Raw genomic sequence first — 329 nt, 5'->3', positions numbered from 1 at the left:
AGCGACATCGACGTTCCACCTGAGGCAGTTAAACCAGCAACACTCAACAAGGACATTGTCAGCGCAATTGCCATGTGTTTTCCGGGTTCCCGATGCGGGCACGGGCTGGACGAAAACCAACGGCACCCATGACATGCCCTAACACATAAATGGCTGTCCCTTGCCCGCTGCCGCTCGGGAACCCCAGCAGGCGCATGCTCACGTGAGCCAGTTCAAAATAGAGGAGAATACGGACAGCCATATGGCCTGCAACGATGGCCAACAGAGGAATCGCCCGAAGGCCACGCTTGGCTTCTGTCAAAATTTGGACTTGGGCTGACGGCGTGGCC

At 56.8% G+C, this 329-nt stretch carries 1 protein-coding gene; it reads right to left on the bottom strand.

Annotated elements, in window-relative coordinates; all coding sequences use genetic code 11:
- Positions 1–58 precede the first annotated feature (58 nt).
- Positions 59–329: hypothetical protein (locus tag X742_RS01000000171365; RefSeq protein ID WP_032925252.1), on the bottom strand; the 271-nt coding region annotated here is incomplete at its 5' end.

It is taken from the genome of Mesorhizobium sp. LNHC229A00 (genome assembly GCF_000502415.1).
In the GTDB taxonomy this organism is placed as follows: domain Bacteria; phylum Pseudomonadota; class Alphaproteobacteria; order Rhizobiales; family Rhizobiaceae; genus Mesorhizobium.
This window is presented reverse-complemented; position numbering and strand designations above follow the sequence as displayed.